Here is a 20,518-nt window from a genome sequence, read left to right as displayed (position 1 = left end):
ATTTGACACTCACAAGTTGAGAATTAAAAAATATTCAAAGGAAGAAGAAGAGCACATATCCCGCATTACTTGCTACTTAACAATCTTCACTTGCAGTAACAAAGGGATAGTGTTGAAATTGACACTAATTAATTTTTAAGTCAATAGGTAAGCCATGATCACAGTGATCTCTCCCGCGAAAAACTTAGATTACGATACGCCAGCGCATATCGACACTTTCACGCAGCCTGAGTTACTAGAACACTCAGAAGAGTTAATGACAGTGTGTCGTGAATTATCACCGCAACAAATTGGCAGCTTGATGAAAATTAGTGACAAGCTTTCAGGCTTAAATGCTGCACGCTTTAGCGAGTGGGCTCAACCTTTCACATCAGATAATGCGAAACAGGCGGTGCTGGCATTTAACGGCGATGTGTACACTGGCTTAGACGCTGCCTCATTAGATGAAGGCACACTAAGCTACGCGCAATCTCACTTACGTATTCTTTCAGGTTTATATGGCGTACTAAAGCCACTAGATCTGATGCAGGCTTACCGCTTAGAAATGGGCACTAAGCTTGAAAATACCCGAGGTAAAAACCTTTATGAGTTTTGGGGCACAGTGATCGCCGAAAAACTCAATGAAGCGTTAGCGGCTGAAGGAGCGACACAATTAGTGAACCTTGCTTCAAACGAGTATTTTAAAGCTGTTAATAAAAAAGCGCTTAAAGCAGATATCATCACTCCGGTATTTAAAGACTGCAAAAATGGTCAATATAAGGTGATCAGCTTTTATGCGAAGAAGGCCCGCGGCATGATGGCGCGCTACATTATGGAAAACCAAGTGACATCGCTTGAAGCGTTAAAAGCGTTTGACGTCGCGGGTTACTATTTCAGTGCAGAAGCAACTCAAAAAGAAAACGAGCCGGTTTTCTTACGCGCTGAACAAAACTAGCTAGCAACTCATAATCAGCTTTCTGTGCGGGTTTAACAGGGCTCGCACCTTACTTTCTTTGCTATTTCACCTTTCATTTAAAGCAGAAAAATAATGAATAGAAACGTCCTTTTCTTGGCTATCTGTCAGGGATTAATGACCACAGGTAATATCTTATTAGTGACGATTTCTGCGCTTGTGGGTCAAGCATTAAGCCCATCGAGTGCACTCACAACTTTACCGGTCGCAACACAAATGCTGGGATTATTACTGACAACGGTTCCTGCCTCATTACTCATGGCGAAAATAGGCCGTAAAAAAGGCTTTAGTTTGGGAAACCTAATCGGTATCAGCGGTACAGTTTTAGGGTTTTATTCATTATTGAATAGTCAGTTTTGGCTATTTGCGTTAGCCACTTTCTTAATCGGCGTTGGTATTGGCTTCGCAACTCTATATCGTTTTGCTGCCATTGAAGCGAGTGACAACCCTGCCACTGCGATTTCAGCGGTAATGGCAAGTGGTGTGGTAGCGGCAGTGCTCGGCCCCAACTTAGCTGTATGGGTGAATAATCATTACCCTGAAATTAATTATGCTAATGCCTTTATTGCCTTGATGGGGCTTTATATTTTGGCTTTGTGTTTATTACAGTTTGTGAAGTTTAATGAACTCAGCCAAGCAAACTCAGATAAACCACAGCGGCCTTTATCTGAGATTATGACGCAGCCTAAGTTTTTGCTCGCCGTGATGATTGCGATGATCAGCTACACCACAATGAATTTGTTGATGACTGCTACACCTTTGGCGATGCATCGCCATGGTTATGATCTTGCTGAGTCTGCGCTTGTGATTGAATGGCATGTTTTGGGAATGTTTGTACCCTCATTTTTTACCGGTAAGTTAATTAATCGCTTTGGTCAGAGCAACATCATGCAAGCAGGTGTAGTCATTGTATTGCTATGTTGTTTGGTGAATTTAATGGGGCTGAGTCATTGGCATTTTTTAGTGGCGTTGTGTTTGTTAGGGATTGGCTGGAACTTTATGTTTATTGCCGCTACTCAAATGGTCAGCGAGAGCTATTTGCCCCATGAGCGGGCTAAGTCACAAGCCAGTAATGAGTTCCTCGTTTTTAGTATGGTGACGGTTTCTTCATTGGGCGCAGGCTGGCTTGAGGCTGAAATAGGCTGGCAGTTATTAAATATGCTGACTATCCCTGTGATGCTTTTGGCCGCGGGTATTATCTGGCTATTAAAGCCTAGGCTAAAAGTAGCTTTAGAGAAATAAAATGAAAAAGGGTCTGAAAGACCCTTTTAACTTCAACTAAGCTTGATAGTTACTTTTTCTTTTTAACTTTGGCTTTTGCCTTTTTCTTGGCTTTTATTTTCGCCGGATCTTTTTTCTTCTTAGGCAACTTCGCTGGTTTATTCTTCGGTTCTAAGCCTTTAATAACACGAGACTTTAGTTGCTGTTCAGTGTAGCGCTGAACCTTGCCTAAAATTGCCATGTCATGAGCTTCAACTAAAGAGATTGCCGTGCCTTTTTTACCTGCGCGACCTGTACGGCCGATACGGTGTACGTAAATGTCTGCTGTGCGCGGCATATCGAAGTTAAATACATGAGTTATGTCTTGAACATCAATACCACGCGCGGCTACGTCAGTCGCTACTAGAATACGTGTTCGGCCCGCTTGGAAGTTGGCCATGGCCGTCATACGCTTGTCTTGCGGCATTTCACCACGTAACCAAGTGGTTTTAATATCGTGTGAGTAAAGCTCACCAACTAGCTTTTCTAGTCGTTCACGCGTTTTAACGAAGACAATCGCTTTTTGTACTTCCTCTTCGTTCTTAAGTAACTCAACAAGTAGCTTTAGTTTGTGATTATAGTCATCAGCTAGGTGCACCCATTGATGAATCTTTCCTTTCTCTTTGCGTGATGGCTCAGCTTCAAGTAAGGCTGGATCATTAAGAATGCGATCGGCGAATAACTCAACACTGTCGCCTTCAAGAGTTGCAGAGAATAAGAAACATTGACGGCGATTTTTTGCTTCATCACAAATACGTAGCATTTCTTTTTTGAAACCCATGTCTAGCATGCGGTCGGCTTCATCAAGAATAAGTAGCTCAACGTTTTCTGCGTGGAAGTTTTCAGTTTCAAGATATTCCATCAAACGACCTGGTGTCGCAATTAAGATATCGTTGTTCTTTTCGAAAATTTCTTTGTGGCTGCCGTAGTTAATACCACCGGTTACGACACCAATTTTAAGGTGAGTATTTGCCGCAAGTAACTGACATTGTTCGTGTACTTGGTAAGCAAGTTCACGGGTAGGCGTCATAATTAATACACGTGCAAAGCCCGGATCGCGACGAGGGAAGTCTAACAAGTATTGGATTGCAGGAATTAAAAACGCAGCTGTTTTACCCGTACCTGTTGGTGCTGAGGCAAGAATATCTCGACCCATCAGACCTTCAGGAATAGAAAGTTGTTGAATGCTGGTGGCGGTTTTGAATCCCATTTTATCAATAGCTGAGAGGACTTTACCGTCTAGATCAAATTCAGAAAATTGCATAGTGCATCATAAATAAAGGACAATGTGCTCAATTATACGCGTGATAGTGAATTTGGAAAAGCGAGATTATGGCAGGCTTTGCGTTTAAGCAGTTTTGTATTGAGCAAGAGAACACCGCAATGAAGGTCTCAACCGATGGAATTTTGCTTGGTGCTTGGGTGAATTTGTCCGGGGTAAAAAGCCTGCTAGATGTCGGTGCAGGCACCGGGCTATTGTCTTTGATGTGCAAGCAACGTGCTGAATGTTTATCTGTTACAGCCGTTGAGATTGAATCTGGTGCGTTTCAAGATGCGCATTTGAATATCCAAAATAGCCCATGGCAGGATGGTATTATTTTACATCAATCTGCTATTCAAGATTTTCAGAGCGATATTCAATTCGACTTGGTGATCAGCAACCCACCATATTTTAACGATAGCTTAAAAGGTCCATCGGCAGCCCGAAATTTAGCGCGCCATACAGATTCATTGAGCTTCAGTGCGTTACTGAATGAATTTAAGCGCTTATCACATTCTAAAAGTCGCTTAGCAGTAGTGCTACCTTACAAAGAAGGATTAGAGTTTATTGCGCTAGCGCAACCACAAGGTTTGCATATTGTGCGTAAATGCGAGGTGAAAACGACTGAGCGCAAGGCAGCCAGCCGTTTATTGCTCGAGTTTGAGTATGCTACAAATAGTGGTCTGATTGAGGCTGAGAATACGGTGTTATGTATTCATGAAAACGGTCAATACAGTGAAGACTTTACTGCACTTTGTAGAGACTTTTACTTAAAAATGTAAGGTTGTTCCTTAATTGGGGAGTTTGCGCATTTTTGATTTAGATGCGCTAGAATACAAGGTTATATCTAGCTGTTTATATGTGCTGGATACCTTTTCTTTTTATAAATATTTCACGGGGTTTGTATGTCAGATAAGTGCTATATCACAGCACAGCAGTTGCTTGAGGATTCTTTTCGTTTAGCCGCGCAAGTTTATGATGATGGTTTCCGTCCTGACTTCATCATTGGTATATGGCGAGGTGGTGCACCTATCGGTATCGCTGTGCAAGAGTATTACGATTACAAAGGCATAGAAACAGATCACATTGCTGTGCGTACATCTTCTTACTATGGTATCGGCAAACAATCAAAAGAAATCAAAGTACATGGTCTTCATTACATCATCGAAAATGCCAATGCAGATGACTCGTTACTCATTGTGGACGATGTATTTGATTCAGGCCGCAGTATTTTCGCGTTAAAAGAAAAGCTTTCTGAGCTAATGCGATTAAACTTGCCTAAAGATATTCGCACAGCTTGTCCTTACTACAAGCCAAAGAATACTAAAGTACCTATGAAGCCTGATTATTTCATTCACGAATCGGATGAGTGGTTAGTGTTCCCGCATGAGCTATCAGGTTTAACCCCAGATGAAATTGCAGAGGGTAAATCAGATTTAAGTAATATCAGCGAGTTATTTACTAAATAATCTAGCAGAGGAAAATAAAAAAACTGCATTGTGAAATGCGGTTTTTTTATTTTGAATATTTATTAAGTTGAACTAAGCCCAACCGTCGTAACGCTTTCTTCGCGATAAGAATAGAGTTAATACAACACCTATTAATAAGCCACCCACACCAACACCACCGCCGTAGGTAAGCATTAAATGTTGCTCTGCTTGTTCAGAAGAAAGCGCTTTTTGTTTTTCATCCGTTACCGCTTTTTCTAAACGCTGAATTGTTTGCTGTAAATTTTGATTTTCAGCTTGTAAATCTTGATTAAGTTGTTGCAAGCGAGGTAAGTCTGTTTGTGCATCATTGAGTGCTTGCTGTGTTTGTTGTAATTGCTGACCTAGTTCATCTAGTTGGTGCGCAAGTCCTGGTTGGCTTGAGACAAACTGGGTTTCAACCCACACTTCACGACCTTTATCATCGGTGATTTGCTGAAAACCATTTTCATTACCCGCCATAATGGCCACTTGGCTACCAGCATCTACAGAGCCAACAATACGATAATTCTTACCTGGTCCAGAATGTACATAAACGAATAAGCTATCTGAGATATAGGCCGTATTTTCGCTGCTATTACTATTTTCTGTTGTTTGAACATCTTCAGCGAGAGAATAGTGCGAGAAAAGTGCGAAAATTGTAGGCACTAATATACGTTTTAACATCCGTGACCCTTATAGAGAGTTGTTTCTTGAGATAGTATGAATTTCAAGGAGTAATATCAAGTGAAGCGCTAAACTTCCTTGAACTTGCTGCAAAAAGATTGCAAATAACCGCTGCTTTGTATATTTTTACCGTTCTACAATTATATAGGTAATCACTTGCCCTAATGGACACTGAAATAGAACTGAAGTTTTTACTTTCAGATAATGAGGTTCCTCTTATTCCAGGACTCATCATGCAGTTTGCAAAAACTGTAAAAAATAAACCCGCCAAGAATCTAAAAAACGCCTACTTTGATACCCCGAATCGTGAGTTGAGAGCATTAGATATCGGTTTAAGAACACGTTGTTGTGATGAGCAGTGTGAGCAAACGATTAAATTGGCAGGGCAAGTTGTTGGTGGTCTTCATCAACGTCCTGAGTACAACTTACCTATTGATACGCCGCGTCCAAATATTTTGGCATTTAAGCAAGATATTTGGCCACATGGTATGCAGATCACAGCCATTAGTGACAACTTATTTCCAATTTTTAGTACTAACTTTATTCGCCGAACTTGGCTCATTGAAACTGAGCAAGGCTCAAAAATTGAAGTGGTACTCGATAAAGGTGAGATTGTTGCACAGGGTCAGGTTGAAGTCATTTCTGAGTTAGAGATAGAACTCGTTGAAGGTCAGCGAAGCGATCTATTTTTACTTGCTGAGCACTTAATTAGCTTAGGAGGTTTGCGTTTAGGCTTATATTCAAAAGCAGCAAGAGGTTATCGCCTTGCTGATGATAAGCCATTAAAACCCAATAAATATATTGGTGTTGTGAAGTTAAACCGTCACGCAACTCAAGAACATGCACTGGTACAGTGTGTGAATTACGGTATTGAGTTCGTGCAAAAGCATGAGCAGTGCTACTTTAATAAACCAAGTTTAAAGACACTTAAACGTGTTATCGATGGCATCAATCTGATTAAACATGCGTTTAAATTATTTGAGCCCATTGTTGAAGGCAATGCGACTGAGCGCTTGCTTGGTGAAATGAATTGGTTATTGAGTGAGTTAGATTGGGTTGAAGATGCGATCCATTTGAAAACATACACCTCAAAGCGCCATGCTTATTATAAAAAAATCAATAATGCAGATGAGTTAGCAGCACTTATTGATGACTTAAAAGCAGAGCAGCCTAGTATCACTGATATAGAGGACTTATTCCACAGTCCGCGCTATAACAAACTTGTTTTAGCTTTAACACGTTGGTTGGTTGACAAAGGTTGGCGTCAGGAATGGAGCCAGCATGCGGTATCAGCGGCTGAGTTGCCTATTAAAGAGGTGGCTAATGCAGCTTTTGAGAAAGACTGGCAAAAGTTACAATCTGATTTACCTGAAGGCAAAGATTTATGTACGCAAGATTACCTTGCGCTTCGCTCATTGCTAGATTGCGCTTTGCTGAGTGGTAACTGCCTGGGCTCTTTATACGACAAAGACACAAGACAATCATTCCGAACGCCTTGGATTGATATTGCTTATGGGATCTATGAGCTGGAAACGCTGGCTTATTTAAAAACCCTATGTGAGCAGCAAAACTTGCCAGAGCTTGAAGAAATAGAATTATGGCTTTCTAAAAAAGCAGACTTTCTAGTTCAAGCGATGGAGCAAAGCCGCAGAGCCTCGCTCAATAGCATGCCATATTGGCGTTAATCATGAAAAAGCTCTGTAAATATCTTTTATGGAGCTTGCTCGTACTTCCTTCCTTTCAAGCCTATGCCAATTGGAAAAGTTGGTATAGCGAAGACAATCTATCTATTAGCTATCAAAAACAGTCATCTGGATTAATCGAAATTAAAGCGCAAGCCAGTTTTGATAACTTAAATCGTCAAGCCTTCTTAAACCTTTTAAATGATACACAAAATGCATCTGAGTGGCTCAGTAACGTCAGAAGTGTCAGTTCTATGCCTTGGCATACTAAAGGTGAAAATATTGTTGTAACTGTTCTAAATGCGCCTTGGCCTGTAAAAGACAGAGCGATGCTCACACATTCATGTCATAGGCTTGTTTCGGAGGCCACATCTAGGTTATTGATCAAATCTATCGATAAATCTAAAAGAGCGGAATTTTTACCACTAGAGCAATTTAAGAAGTATATCTTCGTTGCACCCATAGAGGGCAGTTGGTTACTTGAAGAAACTTCAAATACCTTGCTCATAACTCATCAAATTTATGCTGATCCACAAGGTAAAATCCCCACTTGGTTAAGCAACAAAACCGCACTTAAAGGGGTAAAGAAGACCTTTCAAAATATGGCTAAGCAAATCTATAAAAAAGAGTATCAGGCTGAGAATAACTTTATCACTTCTTCTTGTTCGACTTTTGAGTAATCACTTTTCCTCTACTACACTCAGCTAACCAAAAGTGAAAAAGTATCCGGCCTATGATCGACATTGATGACAAGGTGTTGGCAGATCTGAAATCTGGTTTTAGTTTGCCTTCAAAGCCTGAAGTACTACAAAACTTACAAAATGAATTGAACAGTGATGAGCCAGAGCTTGGGAATATTGCAGAAATCATCAGTGAAGATGTGGGCACTGCCGCTGCGGTCTTAAAAGTCATTAACTCTCCGGCATATGGTATGTCTCGAACCATTACAGATATTCGCCAGGCCGTGATGTTTTTAGGTGTAAATTGCATCACACAATTAGTGACGGGTCACTTGCTTAAAAATGCTTTTAAACAAGAAGATTGTTGTATTTCGTTGCAGCGATTTTGGGATAATGCTACCGATATGTCGCAACTAGCGATAGCTATCGGTAAGCAAATAAAAACCACTGTCCCATTAGAAAACCTACAATTACTGGGTTTATTCCATGACTCAGGGATACCCGCAATGGCTATGCGCTTTGATAACTATAATGACTTGATGACTCGAGCCTATCAGAGAGGTGAGCAAAGTCTGCTTTATTATGAAGAGCAGATATATCCAGTAAATCATACCATTGTCGGTTATTACTTGGCGTCTTCTTGGCATTTACCTAAGCCTATTTGTCAGATGATTTTACGCCATCATGATGAAACCTATTTAAAAGAAGAGGCTGATCAGACATTAAAAGCGACTTTTGCAACCATGAAATTGGCAGAGAATTTAGCCTTTGAAGCAAAACATTTTAGACCTTGTGGCGATTGGCATGCATTTAAAGATTTGGTAATGGTTGCACTTGAGCTAAGTGATGATGATTATGTTGATCTAAAAGAAGACGTAGAAGAGTATTTTATTCATTAACTACAGATGTTAAAAAAGGCGCTCCTTTTCAGGTAAGCGCCTTTTTTACAGATGACTTAAAATTATAAGCCAGCAGCTGCTCTTAGTGCGTCTGCTTTATCTGTTTTTTCCCAGCTAAATGCTGTGAAAGTGTCATCACCAACCGTCATTTCAAACGGCTCACGACCGAAGTGACCGTACGCAGCAGTCATTTGGTACATAGGGTGAAGTAGGTCTAGCATCTTAGTAATGCCGTAAGGGCGTAGGTCGAAGTGCTCACGAACTAGCTCTACTAGCTTCTCTTCTGATACTTTACCTGTGCCGAATGTATCAATTGTGATTGATGTAGGCTCAGCTACACCGATAGCGTAAGAAACTTGGATTTCACACTTGTCTGCCAGGCCTGCTGCAACAATGTTCTTAGCAACATAACGACCAGCGTATGCTGCACTGCGGTCAACCTTTGATGGATCTTTACCAGAGAAAGCACCACCACCGTGACGTGCCATACCACCGTATGTGTCAACGATGATTTTACGACCTGTTAGACCACAGTCACCTACTGGACCACCGATCACGAAGCGACCTGTTGGGTTGATGAAGTATTTAGTATCTTCAGTTAAGAACTCTGCAGGTAGCGTGTGCTTGATGATGTTTTCCATTACAGCATCAACCAGTGCATCTTGCTCGATGTCTGGGTTGTGCTGAGTTGAAAGTACAACAGCATCGATAGCAACAGGCTTGCCGTCTTCATATACGAAAGTTACTTGAGACTTAGCATCTGGACGTAACCAAGGTAGGATACCTGATTTACGTGCTTCAGCTTGACGCTCTACTAACAAGTGTGAGTAGTAAAGAGGCGCAGGCATAAGCGTTGGTGTTTCGTTCGTTGCATAACCAAACATTAGACCTTGGTCACCCGCACCTTGCTCTTCAGGCTTAGAGCGATCTACACCCTGTGCAATCTCAGGAGACTGTTGACCGATAAGGTTCATGATGCCACATGTGTCACCGTCAAAACCTACATCAGAAGACGTGTAACCGATATCTGTGATTACTTTACGCGTGATTGACTCTAGGTCTACCCAAGCATCTGTTGAAATTTCACCAGAGATGATCGCAACGCCTGTTTTAACCATAGTTTCACAAGCAACACGTGCGTGTTTGTCTTGCGTAATGATTGCATCTAGTACCGCATCAGAGATCTGATCAGCGATTTTATCCGGATGACCTTCAGAAACAGACTCAGAAGTAAATAAGTGTTTTGCCATTGTATCTATGCTCACAAATATTGCGCTTCACGAACATCGGGGATAGCGCGAAAAAATAAGGGGCGTATTCTATCTAAAACAAATTAACTTGCCTAGTTTTTTTACGCCTAGACGTCTGAATTAGATTTTTTCAATTGCAGATCCTGAAATATGCAGGTTTAGCCCTCGTTTTCTCAGGTATTTACGTTGCAGTAAGTACCATAAATGAGTCAGAATGAAGGCACTGACATTTCAGCGCAACACAATTAAAGGTAGGAGAATTCATGCCGTCACGCAAAGAACTTGCAAATGCCATTCGCGTTCTGTCTATGGACGCAGTACAAAAAGCTAAGTCTGGTCACCCGGGAGCACCTATGGGTATGGCTGATATCGCAGAAGTACTATGGCGCGATTATTTAAAGCACAACCCAAGCAACCCAGAGTGGGCTGACAGAGACCGCTTTATTCTGTCAAACGGTCACGGCTCTATGCTTATTTATTCTTTGTTGCACCTGAGCGGTTATGATCTTTCTATTGATGATCTGAAAAACTTCCGTCAAATGCATTCTAAAACACCGGGCCACCCAGAGTACGGCTATGCACCAGGTGTAGAAACAACAACAGGCCCACTTGGTCAGGGTATTACAAATGCGGTAGGTATGGCGATTGCTGAAAAAGCACTTGCAGCACAATTCAACCGTGACGAATTTGATATTGTAAACCACTTCACTTACACCTTCTTAGGCGATGGCTGTTTAATGGAAGGTATATCACATGAAGCTTGTTCATTAGCCGGTACACTAGGTCTTGGTAAGCTTATCGCATTCTGGGATGACAACGGCATCTCAATCGATGGTGAAGTAGAAGGCTGGTTCAGTGATGATACACCTAAGCGTTTTGAATCTTACGGCTGGCATGTAATTGCTGACGTAGATGGTCACGATAGCGATGCAATTAAAGCTGCAATCGAAGCGGCTCGTGCAGAAACTGACAAGCCAACACTTATTTGCTGTAAGACAGTCATTGGTTATGGCTCACCAAACAAATCAGGTAGCCACGATTGTCACGGTGCACCATTAGGTGATGAAGAAATTAAAGCAGCACGTGAATTCCTTGGTTGGGATCACGATGCGTTTGAAATCCCTGAAGACATCTACGCTAAGTGGGATGCATCTTCTCGAGGCCAACAGGCACAAAGCCACTGGTTAGTGAAATTCACAGAGTACCAAATGGCGTACCCTGAACTTGCGGCTGAGTTTGAGCGTCGAATGAAAGGCGAACTTCCTGCAAACTGGCAAGCTGAAACTGAAAAGTATATTGCAGAACTTCAAGCAAACCCAGCTAACCCTGCGACACGTAAAGCGTCACAAAATGCACTGAACGCATTTGGCCCAATTCTTCCTGAATTTATGGGCGGCTCTGCTGACCTTGCAGGTTCTAACCTTACATTATGGGAAGGCTCTAAAGGCTTAACGGCTGATGATGCTTCAGGTAACTACATTTTCTACGGTGTACGTGAATTTGGTATGTCTGCAATCATGAATGGTATTGCACTACACAAAGGCTTTGTACCTTACGGTGCAACTTTCTTAATGTTCATGGAGTACGCGCGTAATGCGGTACGTATGGCGGCATTAATGAAGCAGCCAAGCATTTTTGTTTATACTCACGATTCAATTGGTCTGGGTGAAGATGGCCCGACGCACCAGCCGGTTGAGCAAATTGCCAGCATGCGTTTAACACCTAACCTAGTGAACTGGCGTCCATGTGACCAAGTTGAATCAGCTGTTGCTTGGCAGCAAGCGATTGAACGTAAAGATGGCCCAACATCACTTATCTTTACTCGTCAAGGCCTAGAGCAACAAGCTCGTGACGAAGCACAAGTTGCTGCAATCAAGCAAGGTGGTTATGTACTTAGCTGCGACGGTAACCCAGAGCTTATCTTGATTGCTACGGGTTCTGAAGTACAACTAGCCGTTGATGCTGCAAAAGAGTTACGCTTACAAGGCAAAAAGGTACGTGTTGTGTCTATGCCTTCTACTGATGTATTTGATGCACAGTCAGCTGAATATAAAGAAAGCGTTTTACCTGCAGCAGTAACACGTCGTGTTGCTGTTGAAGCGGGTATTGCTGACTACTGGTTCAAGTATGTTGGCCTAAACGGTGCTGTTGTAGGTATGTCTACATTTGGTGAGTCAGCACCAGCAGGTGAGCTATTTGAGCACTTCGGCTTCACTGTTGATAATGTGGTAGCGCAAGCTAACCGTTTATTTGCTTAATCTATAAAGCAAATTAAGTAACTTTAAACCCGCACATGTTGCGGGTTTTTTATTGGAAAAATCCTTCATACAAACTCTCAAAGTTCCCTTCTTTATAAAAACTGGTTTGGAATAGACTTTCAATTTCGCAAAGTGCGATGCAAATGGGTAAAGTAACTTTCTTGCTGATTGCTAACTTATTGAAAATATTAAGTCAGGCTGTTGGTATAATTTAAGCTTGTTTCTCAATACTTTTATTTTGGGGAACTAAAGATGAAACAAAAAATATTCAGTGTTCTTATCGGTGTTGCCTCTCTACCCAGTTTTGCAGTTACGGTTGGTGGGATTGATTTTAACTACTTAAATGGGGTTCTGCCCACAGACACACTCAGCTACAGTTTAAAAGGTAAGCCCCTCACCAATATTTCTAATGTTGGATCGCAATTACCTACGGATGTCCTTACTAATATCTACTCTATGCTGCCAGAAGGACAATATGTAAATACTGCATTTGTCGACAGTAATCTACTTAGTAATATAGTAATTAAAGATGAAAGTGAGCTAGATGAGACATTTGTAACAGCTACCGCCAATGTAACATTTTTAAATGAAGGGGCTGGGTATAGAAACACACTAGGTTATTTCGTCTTCGATGCGGATAATCCGCCCCAGAGTATTGCTGATATATCGCAGCATACGATTATTTTTCCTAATTGCTCAAAGCCGGGTGAGGGGGAAATGTCGCAAGGCGATAGGATGGAACTCGGAATAGATTTACAACCAGGGCAGGCACTTGGTTTCTTTGTTATTCCTAACGGTTGGGGGTGGGAAGGCAGTCTAGGTAACATAGTCAATCTAGGGCCATGGAATACGCCCTTCTACAGTGTCCCAGCTTTAAACCCTGAAGCAGATGAAATAAACGAACACAATGTGGTGTTTTACGATGCACAAAATGAATTCTTTGTGATCGGATTCGACGATCAACATCGCTCGCAAGGCGATAATGACTTTAATGATTTATTATTTTCGGTAGAAGTGACACCAAGCTACGCAGTACAAGGCGTAAATGAAAATGGTTCAGTCGATTCAGGTACATACCAGCTGTTGGAACAGACAGATACGTCAGTCACAAATACCAGCTACTACCCAAGCCAAAGTGGTTATGCGACTTTGGCTTTTGAGGATAAATGGCCAAAAATGGGCGACTATGATTTCAACGATGTTGTTATTAAATATCGCATGTCGCAAACATTTAACAATCAAAATAGAATGATAGAACTTGTGATTGACTATCAATTAGTTGCCACAGGTGCATCATTCCATAATGGGTTTGCGATTCAAATACCAGACGTTGATACAAGCGCAGTAACTTCAGCAATTATGACCTATAACGGTGAAGAGATGAGTAATAACTTTTTGGAAGCAACAAATAAGTTAAACATGAAGTTACTCGATGATAATAATACGTTTGATGAAGCTTATGATGTGGCAAGAGAACTGGCGAATACGAGTTGCCAGTTCTATAGAACCATGCCGAGTTGCGTAGAGCCCGCGATGGATTTCTTCAAAGTAGTTCTTACTTTTGACCCTGAGCAAATGTCTTCGACAGTCTCTCTTCCGCCATTTGACCCATACATTTATGCGCTTGATGGTCAATATCATGGACCTTACGGAACGCGTAACTGGGAAGCACATCTTAAACAGTTTTCCGGCAGTGAACTATTTAGCAATGGGCTATTTGGTCAAGTAGATGATGCAAGTCAGACGCCTAACTACTTTATTAATGCTAATCAATTTCCATGGGCACTCAATATCACCAGTGATTGGAAGCACCCTCAAGAGAGTGTTGATATTCGAAATGCATACCCCAAATTTGCTGATTGGGTTACTTCATCAGGCGAGCAAGAGAAGTCTTGGTATTTGCTTGAAAATGCAACTAAGACAAAACTTTACGAGCAAGAGTAGGAGACAAGCATGAAAAATTTATTAACATCGACCCTACCAAGTCTTTTTGTGCTAACTGTTTTATCAGCATGCGGAGGTGGCTCTGAAAATACTCAAGAAGCCCCACAACCAAGCGTAAATAATACCACCGCGACCGTTCAAGAAAATAAAGAGCCAAGCACTCAGGATTTAGTTGCTGCCTCAGATTTTGATTTTAGGACTGATATGAAAGTTGAAGTAACTGTGTCCGGATTGAAATCAGAAAGCGGCAAACTTGTCTTTTATCATGGAGTAGGATTTCATGATGAAAAGACTAACATCTATTATCCAGCCTATGAGAATCGATTAACTTCAATGTTTGCTTTGAATGGCTCTAGTCAATCAATGCAGGTAGATGGTAATTGGGAATATCTAACCGTAGAGTGGTTACCGATGGATGCTGGAATAAGTGAAGTCTATAAAGTGATTAAACTGACTGGTGATAGCAGTTACTCTCTAAAGTTTGAGTAGTTTACTTAACTGATATGTAGTGACAAGAAAAGACGACAATGAATGGTCGTCTTTTTTGTGTTTATTTTGGATTCTTTGATAGATATAAAAAATTTATTAAATTAAAAAGTACTTAAGTTTCAATCAAGTTTTGAAAGCGGTGTAGTGATGAAGAAGGATGATATTAAACTGGTTAATACAGTACCAGAACAGTTAGCCATCTTAGAGGGATGGGAGCAGCAAGCTGGTGTAGGTGAATTTATCTTGGCCAACTCCAAAGAGCAGCACTTGGTTAGTATGCAAGAGCCCACAATTCAATACCTGTCAGTTCTTCAAAATGAACGCTTGGTGGGCTTTATTATTCTTGCTTTGGAGCCCAATAACACTATTGAGTTTAGGCGCATAGTGATAGGTCATCGCGGTGCTGGAATAGGGCAGTTGGCTATTCGAGCTATGGAGCAATATTGCCTTGATCACTTCGCTTGTCAGCGTATTTGGTTAGATGTGTTTGACTTCAATGAGCGAGGGCAACACATCTACCGTAAACTTGGCTATCAAGAATTTAAATGCTGTCAGCATGGTGAACATCAATTGCTATTCTTCGAAAAGCACTTTTAATTCGCTTTGGCATAATCACTCGGTGAAATGCCAAAGTAGCGAGTAAATTCGCGACTAAACTGAGTGGCGCTTTCATAACCGACTTGCGCAGCGGCTTGTTTTACTTTGATCCCTTGATCTTGTAATAAGTCTCTCGCCTTAGATAATCTGAGCTTCTTTACGTATTGAATAGGGGAAGATGCGGTTATTTGTTTAAAGTTACGGTGAAACGTAGAGGCGCTCATATTTGCCATACTCGCGAGTTGTTCAACATCTAGCTTGTCATCATAGTGATTATGCAGGTGTTTAAGCGTACGCTCCATTTTAGACATATGCGTATTATGTGAAACTAAATCAAATAAAGGCGACGCTTGTGGGCCTTGTAATACGTGATAAAAAACTTCTCGAACCAAGCCTTTCCCAATAATGTCAGATTGTAACTTTGATCCTAAACAGTCAACTAATCGGGTTAGCGTGCAAGATAAGGCATCTGTATTTTCACTGACAAATAGGCCTTTTGCATTGCTCATTTTATCGCTGCTATTTAGCTTACCATGTTCATCAAATACCCTTACTAACTCCCCCAGTACAGACATGTCAAAGTCGATGATTAATGACAATAAAGGATTGTTGTTTGTAAGCTGTGTTTCACATTCTGCAGGTAAAGGCACGGTGAGTACCAAATAATTATCTGGGTTATAGGTATAAATTCGCTCATCGAAAAAGACCCGTTTTTGCCCCTGTAGAACGAAAATAATACCTTGGCTGTAACACAGTGGCGTTCTTTGTGCACTTTCACTGCTTTTATAGATACCAACGCCGTTAATAAATGTCTGGTTGTAGCCTTCAGAGGGCGCTAATAGTTCGAGTTGTTTAATGAGTGATTGCATCGTTCGTCACCAAATTATGTCATGGAGTAAGTATATCAAGGGTAAAAGCGTTTTTGAGCTGTTTTCTTATTGGTGAGAGTTTTAGGCATGAAATTGATGGTTTAAGTCATTTTAATAAAGCTATGAGTTGCTATTCTGTACTTAGCAAAACACATAGGGGCACATTATGCAAAACTTTGATTTTTACAATCCGACTCGAATCGTATTTGGTCAAGATAGACTGAGTGAACTAGATAAACTTATCCCTGCATCGGCAAAAGTACTAGTTTTATATGGTGGTGGTAGCGTTAAGCGCTTTGGCACCCTTAAAAAAGTGGTCAGTAATTTAGGTGATCGCGAAGTAATAGAGTTTGGTGGTATTGAGCCAAACCCACAATTTGAAACCTTAATGAAAGCGGTAAAAGTGGTGAAAGAGAATAACATCGACTTTTTACTTGCTGTTGGCGGTGGCTCAGTGATGGATGGCACAAAATTTATCGCCTTAGCAGCGAATGCTGATAAAGAACATCATACGTTATTGTTCCATGGCTTTAATCCTGTGCCAGTTGAAAAAGCTGTGCCACTTGGTTGTATTGCGACTTTGCCTGCGACTGGTTCTGAAATGAATGCCTTTTCTGTGGTGACCTACAATGAGCAAAAATACCCAATTACATCGCCACTAGTGTATCCACAGTTTTCAGTGCTTGATCCAGACTTTACTTTCTCTTTACCAAAAGAGCAGGTGGCGAACGGTGTAGCAGATGCATTTGTGCATGTAGTTGAGCAGTACCTGACTCAGCCTGTCGGTGCAAAAGTGCAAGATAGATTCTCTGAGGGGATTCTAAAAACCTTAATTGAAGATGGTCCGGTTACTTATCAAAGTGATGATTTAGCGGCTCGTAAGAACTTTATGTGGTCAGCTACATCTGCTCTGAATGGCATTATCGGTGTTGGTGTACCACAAGATTGGTCAACTCACATGATTGGCCATGAGCTGACTGCGATGTTCGGTATTGCGCACGGCCGTACACTTGCCATTGTTCTTCCTAGCTTATTAAGAGCACGTAAAGCGCAAAAACATGACAAGCTAGTACAATTTGCTGAGCGTGTTTGGGACATCAAAGACGGCACTGAAGACGAGAAAATTAATCAGGCGATAGATAAGACAGAAGCGTTCTTCAACTCGTTAGATATTGTGACTGCACTGTCTCACTATGGTATCGATAATGAAGGCATTGATACGGTAGTAGCTAATATGGAAAAAATGGGATTAACTCAATTAAGTGAAACTGGTGATCTAACGTTAGATATCGTTAAAGAGATACTGTTAGCAGCGAAGTAAATTTATTTTATAAAAAAGGAGCCGTTTGGCTCCTTTCTCGTTTAAGTATTCATTTTGTAATTTGAATAAAAGATTAAGCTAAATCTTCTTTATCGCCTAACCCTGCAGTGAGCTCTTCAAGTAACTCTTTAATTTCTTCTGTGATTAAGATGAAATCGGCATCTAACTTAATGGCCATGTCTTCTTTTGGAATATCGGCATTTTGCTCTTTTAGTGCATCGGCATAGCTTAAGCGTTTTAATGTACCGTCATTTTGTAAAATAAACTTCACACGTTCACGCCAATCAAGCGCAAGTTTAGTAACACGCTTACCATTTTCTAAGTGAGTTTTAATTTCATCGCTGGCTAAATCATGTTGCTTCAACTTAACTTGCGCACCGTTATCGTCAGGCTCTTGAAGTTCTGCGTCTGAGCCAATCGCGAAACCATCAGGGGCATTAAAGTGAGTTAACCAGTCAGTTAAAAACACATCTAAATCATAGTTAGCAAACGCAGGTACCACAGGCAGTGTGCCTAATGACTTTCTTAGTAGTGCGAGTAACTCTTCGGCTTTATTAAAGCTTGCACTGTTTACAATAACCCAGCCATTTACTTGATCAATAAAAGCAAATTGTAGGCTCGATTTTTTAAACGCTTGAGGAAGCAATGTGCTTAAGATGTTCTCTTTGAGTTCATCTTTTTCTTTTTTCTTAACAGGGCGGTTTTCTTCACGCTCAATTAATTCAATTTTTTCAGCTAACATGTCGTTGATAACTGAAGCTGGAAGCACCTTCTCTTCACGTTTTGCACACACTAAAATGCTTTTTTCAGAGAAGTGCGATAAAGTTTGCCCGTGTTTACCAAATGCTTTAGTCCAGCCAAAGGTATTCATTTCTTGACTGCCACAAGGGCGGAATACGTCTTGCTCTAAGGCTTGTTCAAAGTCTTCTTGGTTATATGAAACGTCTTGTTTGAATCTGTAACAGATCAGGTTGCTGAACCACATATTGTTATTATCCACTGATTTTAATGTTGGCTATGATAGCAATATTTATTTTGCTTGGGGGATAAAATTAAGCCCCGAATAATCAGAGCTTAAAACAATTAATTAAAGCTGTATTTTAATCGAACATATTAGTTGGCTGTTGCAGTGTTTTCGGGAATCGGATCATATAGCTCAACCCTTTGCCTTCTTCACTACTCACTTCGATTTCACCGTTTAAGGTCTGTTTAACTAAATTTAAGGTGATGTGTGTGCCTAAGCCACTACCACCTTGATCACGCTTAGTGGTAAAGAAAGGGTCGAACAACTTTTCTAGTTGAGTCTGGCTGACACCACGACCATTGTCCTTGTAATGAATAACCACATCGTCGTTATCATTTTTAATTTCAATATTAATCTCGCCCTGATCAATACCTTCAAAACCATGAATAAGAGAGTTCATAATCAAGTTGGTAAAAATCTGGCTAATTGCACCCGCAGGCAAGTTCAATTGTAGGTCTTCAGGACATTCAACATTAATCGCATGCTTGGTTTTCTTTAATTTAGGGTGTAACGAGCGAATAACCTCAGCAAGGTATTGCTTCAAATTAATATTACGCACAGCCTCACTTGCTTGGTCTACTGCAATCTGCTTGAAGCTCGCGACTAGTTCAGAGGCCCTATCTAAATTGGTAGTCAGTAAGCTGGTGCTTTGCTTAGCGTCGTTAATAAACTCTTCAAGTGCTTTTGGAGAAAGCGTTTTGTCTTTATAAGCGGCTTCAATTTGTTCTAACCGTTCTTGCAAAAATGAGGTTGCTGTAACACCGATACCAACAGGTGTGTTGATATCGTGCGTTATACCCGCAACTAAACCACCAAGTGCAGCCATTTTTTCAGAGCCAACAAGACGTTCTTGGGCCATGTTTAATTCATCTAAGTAACGCTCAAGTTCTTTTTGCTTGGTTAGCAATTCTTGCTCAGTTTGACGACGTAAGTCGATTTCTTCTGTGAGCGTGAGTTTTTGTTTTTCAAGCTCGTATTTTTGCTGCTGCAAATCCATCATAGCCTGGCTGAGGTTAGAGGTTTTTCGAGCGACTTCTTGTTCTAGCTGTAAATTATGTTGATCTAACTTTTCGTTACTGATTAATAATTCTTTTTGCGTGTCATCAAGTTGATTTCGATAGTCACTGACTTTGTCTATCAGTTTATTGAATGCTTCCTCCATGACTTTTAACTCATTGCGTTCCGTTGTACCAATGTCAATGCGTTGGCCGTCAATGTCATCGTTTAATTCAAATGCTTCGATCTGTTCGGTTAAATCAGTGAGCGGTTCGGTCAGTAATTTTCTAAACGCGATTAAGAATAAGATGATTAAGAAAGTGGTTTTAACAACAGCATTACCAAGCAAGAAGTAAATCGATAACATAATGCGGCTGAGCACAACTTCTCGGCTTGAAAAGAGTGTGACATCACCAACTTGTGTCGCTCGACCAGAAAACTCAAAAATTAAGGGAAAAGTATAACCAAACAGTCCTGAGGGCGTATCTTCAATGATGGCTTCTTCTTGAACGAGTTGTTGGCTGTATAGCTCATGAATATCTAGAGAACGGCCCAGTTGAGAGATAATCTCACCACTGTCGTCGCGTACGATAATGCCTTCAATCATAGGGATTGCTAACAGGCCCTCTGCGGTGGTAACAGTTTGCTTGGTGTTTAATTCCCAAATAGCACGCGTTAAACTACGGCTAAAGGTCTTTTGCAACATGGTTAGCTCATTCTGAATATAGTTTTTAGTATTTATATACTCAGTAACAACCTGACCACATGTGACAAGGAAAGTTAACAAAAAGTAAACCGATAGCACATTCGTAAGTAGCTTTTTTGATAGGCTTTTTTGCAGCATGAATGAAGCTAGGCTCCCTGATTTTGTTTAAAGCGATAC

Annotated in this window: 18 protein-coding genes; 12 read left to right on the top strand and 6 right to left on the bottom strand. The window is 40.9% G+C overall.

Annotated features, from left to right (window positions below):
• Window positions 1-154 precede the first annotated feature (154 nt).
• The gene (gene yaaA, locus ACXAC4_RS13795) at window positions 155-934 is read left to right on the top strand and encodes a peroxide stress protein YaaA (protein WP_475162583.1); all 780 of its coding nucleotides are present in this window, start codon (window positions 155-157) and stop codon (window positions 932-934) included.
• Between the two features lie 93 nt (window positions 935-1,027).
• Entirely contained in the window at window positions 1,028-2,194 is a 1,167-nt protein-coding gene (locus ACXAC4_RS13790) for an MFS transporter (protein ID WP_475162580.1), read from the top strand.
• Between the two features lie 49 nt (window positions 2,195-2,243).
• On the opposite strand, the gene srmB is transcribed toward ACXAC4_RS13790, so the two are convergent.
• A complete protein-coding gene (gene srmB, locus ACXAC4_RS13785) occupies window positions 2,244-3,476 on the bottom strand; it encodes an ATP-dependent RNA helicase SrmB (protein WP_058030869.1) in 1,233 nt (410 codons plus the stop codon).
• Window positions 3,477-3,544: 68 nt separating this feature from the next.
• On the opposite strand from srmB, the gene ACXAC4_RS13780 reads away from it, so the two are divergent.
• Entirely contained in the window at window positions 3,545-4,255 is a 711-nt protein-coding gene (locus ACXAC4_RS13780; RefSeq protein WP_475162579.1) for a tRNA1(Val) (adenine(37)-N6)-methyltransferase, read from the top strand.
• A gap of 123 nt (window positions 4,256-4,378) precedes the next feature.
• Complete coding sequence (locus ACXAC4_RS13775; RefSeq protein ID WP_058030867.1) at window positions 4,379-4,942, top strand: phosphoribosyltransferase; 564 nt, start codon at window positions 4,379-4,381, stop codon at window positions 4,940-4,942.
• 72 nt (window positions 4,943-5,014) lie between these two features.
• On the opposite strand, the gene ACXAC4_RS13770 is transcribed toward ACXAC4_RS13775, so the two are convergent.
• Window positions 5,015-5,626: a TIGR04211 family SH3 domain-containing protein gene (locus ACXAC4_RS13770; protein ID WP_475162575.1), complete on the bottom strand. Its 612-nt coding sequence runs from the start codon at window positions 5,624-5,626 to the stop codon at window positions 5,015-5,017.
• 164 nt (window positions 5,627-5,790) lie between these two features.
• Here ACXAC4_RS13770 and ACXAC4_RS13765 point away from each other — a divergent pair, with 164 nt between their 5' ends.
• The 3 genes from ACXAC4_RS13765 to ACXAC4_RS13755 are packed head-to-tail and all read left to right on the top strand — an operon-like array spanning window position 5,791 to window position 8,887.
• On the top strand, window positions 5,791-7,311 hold the full coding sequence (locus ACXAC4_RS13765) for a CYTH and CHAD domain-containing protein (RefSeq protein WP_475162573.1): 1,521 nt from the start codon (window positions 5,791-5,793) through the stop codon (window positions 7,309-7,311).
• 2 nt (window positions 7,312-7,313) lie between these two features.
• Window positions 7,314-7,988, top strand: a complete 675-nt coding sequence (locus ACXAC4_RS13760) for an SRPBCC family protein (RefSeq protein WP_475162568.1) — start codon at window positions 7,314-7,316, stop codon at window positions 7,986-7,988.
• Window positions 7,989-8,041: 53 nt separating this feature from the next.
• Window positions 8,042-8,887 (top strand): HDOD domain-containing protein, encoded by an 846-nt coding sequence (locus ACXAC4_RS13755; protein ID WP_138480249.1) that lies wholly within the window; start codon window positions 8,042-8,044, stop codon window positions 8,885-8,887.
• A 62-nt stretch (window positions 8,888-8,949) separates the two neighbouring features.
• On the opposite strand, the gene metK is transcribed toward ACXAC4_RS13755, so the two are convergent.
• A complete protein-coding gene (metK, locus tag ACXAC4_RS13750; protein ID WP_138480251.1) occupies window positions 8,950-10,137 on the bottom strand; it encodes a methionine adenosyltransferase in 1,188 nt (395 codons plus the stop codon).
• Window positions 10,138-10,400: 263 nt separating this feature from the next.
• On the opposite strand from metK, the gene tkt reads away from it, so the two are divergent.
• From tkt to ACXAC4_RS13730, 4 genes are all read left to right on the top strand, one after another.
• Window positions 10,401-12,395, top strand: a complete 1,995-nt coding sequence (gene tkt, locus ACXAC4_RS13745) for a transketolase (protein ID WP_475162561.1) — start codon at window positions 10,401-10,403, stop codon at window positions 12,393-12,395.
• A 252-nt stretch (window positions 12,396-12,647) separates the two neighbouring features.
• The gene (locus tag ACXAC4_RS13740) at window positions 12,648-14,339 is read left to right on the top strand and encodes an LruC domain-containing protein (protein WP_475162558.1); all 1,692 of its coding nucleotides are present in this window, start codon (window positions 12,648-12,650) and stop codon (window positions 14,337-14,339) included.
• 9 nt (window positions 14,340-14,348) lie between these two features.
• Entirely contained in the window at window positions 14,349-14,828 is a 480-nt protein-coding gene (locus tag ACXAC4_RS13735; protein WP_475162555.1) for a hypothetical protein, read from the top strand.
• A 147-nt stretch (window positions 14,829-14,975) separates the two neighbouring features.
• On the top strand, window positions 14,976-15,425 hold the full coding sequence (locus ACXAC4_RS13730) for a GNAT family N-acetyltransferase (RefSeq protein WP_475162552.1): 450 nt from the start codon (window positions 14,976-14,978) through the stop codon (window positions 15,423-15,425).
• On the opposite strand, the gene ACXAC4_RS13725 is transcribed toward ACXAC4_RS13730, so the two are convergent.
• Window positions 15,422-16,294, bottom strand: a complete 873-nt coding sequence (locus tag ACXAC4_RS13725; RefSeq protein WP_475162548.1) for an AraC family transcriptional regulator — start codon at window positions 16,292-16,294, stop codon at window positions 15,422-15,424. The genes ACXAC4_RS13730 and ACXAC4_RS13725 overlap by 4 nt on opposite strands.
• Window positions 16,295-16,460: 166 nt before the next feature.
• On the opposite strand from ACXAC4_RS13725, the gene ACXAC4_RS13720 reads away from it, so the two are divergent.
• Window positions 16,461-17,615, top strand: coding sequence for an iron-containing alcohol dehydrogenase (locus ACXAC4_RS13720; RefSeq protein WP_475162546.1), 1,155 nt, complete (start codon window positions 16,461-16,463; stop codon window positions 17,613-17,615).
• 73 nt (window positions 17,616-17,688) lie between these two features.
• Here the strand turns inward: ACXAC4_RS13720 and rdgC are convergent, their stop codons facing one another.
• Together rdgC and ACXAC4_RS13710 are read right to left on the bottom strand one after the other, a co-directional pair.
• A complete protein-coding gene (rdgC, locus tag ACXAC4_RS13715; protein ID WP_138480260.1) occupies window positions 17,689-18,600 on the bottom strand; it encodes a recombination-associated protein RdgC in 912 nt (303 codons plus the stop codon).
• A 115-nt stretch (window positions 18,601-18,715) separates the two neighbouring features.
• Window positions 18,716-20,479: a sensor histidine kinase gene (locus ACXAC4_RS13710; protein WP_138480262.1), complete on the bottom strand. Its 1,764-nt coding sequence runs from the start codon at window positions 20,477-20,479 to the stop codon at window positions 18,716-18,718.
• Window positions 20,480-20,518 lie beyond the last annotated feature (39 nt).

Source organism: Pseudoalteromonas sp. AWM4_233 (assembly GCF_056158285.1).
This window is presented reverse-complemented; position numbering and strand designations above follow the sequence as displayed.